This is a genomic window from Pseudostreptobacillus sp., assembly GCF_977040545.1.
Genome location: NZ_CDRRBS010000117.1, coordinates 1 through 2,703, shown reverse-complemented (window position 1 = coordinate 2,703; position 2,703 = coordinate 1). Strand labels below are relative to the sequence as shown.

At 25.6% G+C, this 2,703-nt stretch carries 2 protein-coding genes and 1 pseudogene; all 3 read right to left on the bottom strand.

All coding sequences use genetic code 11. From position 1 onward, the window contains the following. A pseudogene (locus ACWYO2_RS05625) lies at positions 1–731 on the bottom strand (23S rRNA (uracil-5-)-methyltransferase RumA); the annotation flags it as partial. Further along, positions 724–1,869 (bottom strand): pyridoxal phosphate-dependent aminotransferase, encoded by a 1,146-nt coding sequence (locus tag ACWYO2_RS05620; protein ID WP_455515501.1) that lies wholly within the window; start codon positions 1,867–1,869, stop codon positions 724–726. The gene ACWYO2_RS05620 and the pseudogene ACWYO2_RS05625, both read right to left, overlap by 8 nt. A 143-nt stretch (positions 1,870–2,012) precedes the next feature. Beyond that, complete coding sequence (locus ACWYO2_RS05615) at positions 2,013–2,213, bottom strand: hypothetical protein (protein ID WP_455515500.1); 201 nt, start codon at positions 2,211–2,213, stop codon at positions 2,013–2,015. Positions 2,214–2,703: the final 490 nt, after the last annotated feature.

Genomic DNA, 2,703 nt, shown 5'->3' with positions numbered 1-2,703 from the left:
TTTATTTCTTTTTCAAGTTTTAATTTTTCTAATTCATTTTTCCATTCATTAACTATATCATAATTTTCAACCTGTGAAGTTGTTATAAGATTAACTGATAATTCCTTAGTCTTTTCACCTTTTCTAATAACCATATTTCTTAAAAAACCAATATGCGTCAATCTATGATAAAACTCTATATTTCTTTCTCTAAAAAAATTATCAGTAAAATCATAAATTATTCTAAAATCATTGTCCATTAGCATACAATTTTTAACATTAACAATATCATGAAAAGAATTTTTTTTATGAAGTCCTAACATTATCGGACCATCTTTAATTTCATTACCAAAACTAAATTCCATTTTATTTCTATATTCTAAATCATTTTCCATTGTTACTGTATCAAGCTTTAAATAATCTCTATTAACTATACAAGAATCTATCAATTTAAAAACTAATTCTGTTTTCAATTTAGATTGTTCTTTGTAATCAAAATACTGAAAAGAACAACCACCACATTTATTAAATTTATCACAAAAAGGTTTTTTATTCAAATCATCAATTATTTCTATATCTCTTAATTCAACTTTAGTATTTTTTATTTTACCTACTCTTCCCCTAATTTTTTGACCTATAGCTACATTGATATTAGAATAAAATTTCCTTTCATCATTCTCATAATACCCATAAGGTTTAGATGGAAAATCTATACCTTTTATAGTTATTTCAATGATATCATTTTTACGCATCTCTTGTTTTCCCCAAATATGCAGCTATTCTATCTAGTGCTTCTTCTAAAACTTCAAAATTATGTGAAATTGATAATCTTACAAATCCTTCCACTGAAAAACATATTCCAGGAACTAATCCTACTTGAGTTTTATTTAATACATCCATAGCAAAATCAAATGAATTCATATCACTAAACATTCTATAATCAACGAAAATATAGAAAGCACCTTCTGGATTTATTACTTTAAATCCTAATTCTTCTAATCCTCTTTTCATAAACATTAGTCTATTTCTATTAATTTCTATAATATCATCACGTCTTGGATAATGTTCCATTGCATAAATAGCTCCATATTGAGCAATAGTATTTACACCTGTAATAGTATACTGTCCAACCTTATTCATATTATTTATTATTTCCTCAGATGCTAATGTATATGCAACACGCCATCCTGTCATAGAATGTGATTTAGAAAAACCATTGACTATTACTATTTTATCAATTAAATCTGTATATCTAGCAAATGAATGATATTGTTCAAATGCAAGTACAGAATATATTTCATCACTTAATAAATATACATCATGTCTTCTTATTACATCTGCTACTTTATCCATTTCTTCAAGCGACATCACAGCTCCTGTTGGATTATTTGGATAAGTTAGTATTATTACTTTAGTTTTTTCTGTTATGTATGATTCTAATATTTCTGCTGTTAATTTAAAATCTTGATCAACTAAGTCTATATATACTGGTTTAGCATGCATCATTTTTATAGTTGGTTCATACCCAGGATAAGCTGGTGTTGGCATAATAACTTCATCACCAGGTTTAAGTACTGTTCTTAAAAATGATGAAAGTCCTTCACTAGAACCTGCATTTGCTAGCGCATTTTTCCAAGTATAATTTGAATCATATAAATTATTATAGAACTTAGCTACTGCTTCTCTATACTCCTTTGCCCCTCCTGTTGCTGTATAACCTAATTTTTTATTTAAAGTAATCTCTGCCATATATTCCTTAACATCTTTAGGTATATCATTCCATGGCTCTCCTATTGTAAAATCTATCCCATTTTCATATTCTTTCATTTTTAAAGCTATTTGTCTTATTAAAGAAATTTGTAAATCTTTAACTTCTTGATTTATATACATATATCCTCCTATTTAATATTCTAAAATTCTTATTTTTAACTACTTTTATCTTATTTTTGTAATCTATTCGTATGCTATCAAGCATAATAAAATTAATCCTAAAAAATTATATCACTTCTTGCATTAAATTACAATTGAAAAAATTATAATCTGACTACCATTTTCAATTTAGATTGTTCAATGTGTCCATATACAATACTCACTTTTAATAATATCATTGTAGATAGTATTTCTTCATCTCTTTTTGTTCTTTCTTTTGTAGCTTTCTTACTTTTAAAAATAAGATATATAATAAGTACTATAGCAATAACAGTATATAGACCATGTATTTCAACGATTTTCATAATTTCTTATAAATTCCCTACTTCAACCATTATTTACCCTTAAAAACACCACGTAATACCAGCTTGTGCTACTAATTTGCTTTTCTTAATATCAAAGGGTCTAACATATTTGCCTTTACATCAAAATATAGCATATTCTTTATAAAATCTCTTTTGCTGTTTATATCATTAAAAGTGTAAGTAATCTATTTCTCACAACGCACTACTTTATTTCTATCACATCATTTACAACATTAGCCATCCCCTTGAAGCTTTGAAGTGTAATCTCAAATACTTTATTTTTTAATAAGTCTTTATGCACTACCTCTAATTTTTTTAAACTTATCACACCAAAATTAAATATTTTTTAAATTCCTTTATACTTTATTTTTTGTACAAAAAAATCACAATCAAATTAATGGCTGTGATTTTAATAATCATTTATAAATTTCTTTTCTATGTGCAATATCAATTGCAACTATAACTAATTTATCATCTTGAATATCAACTG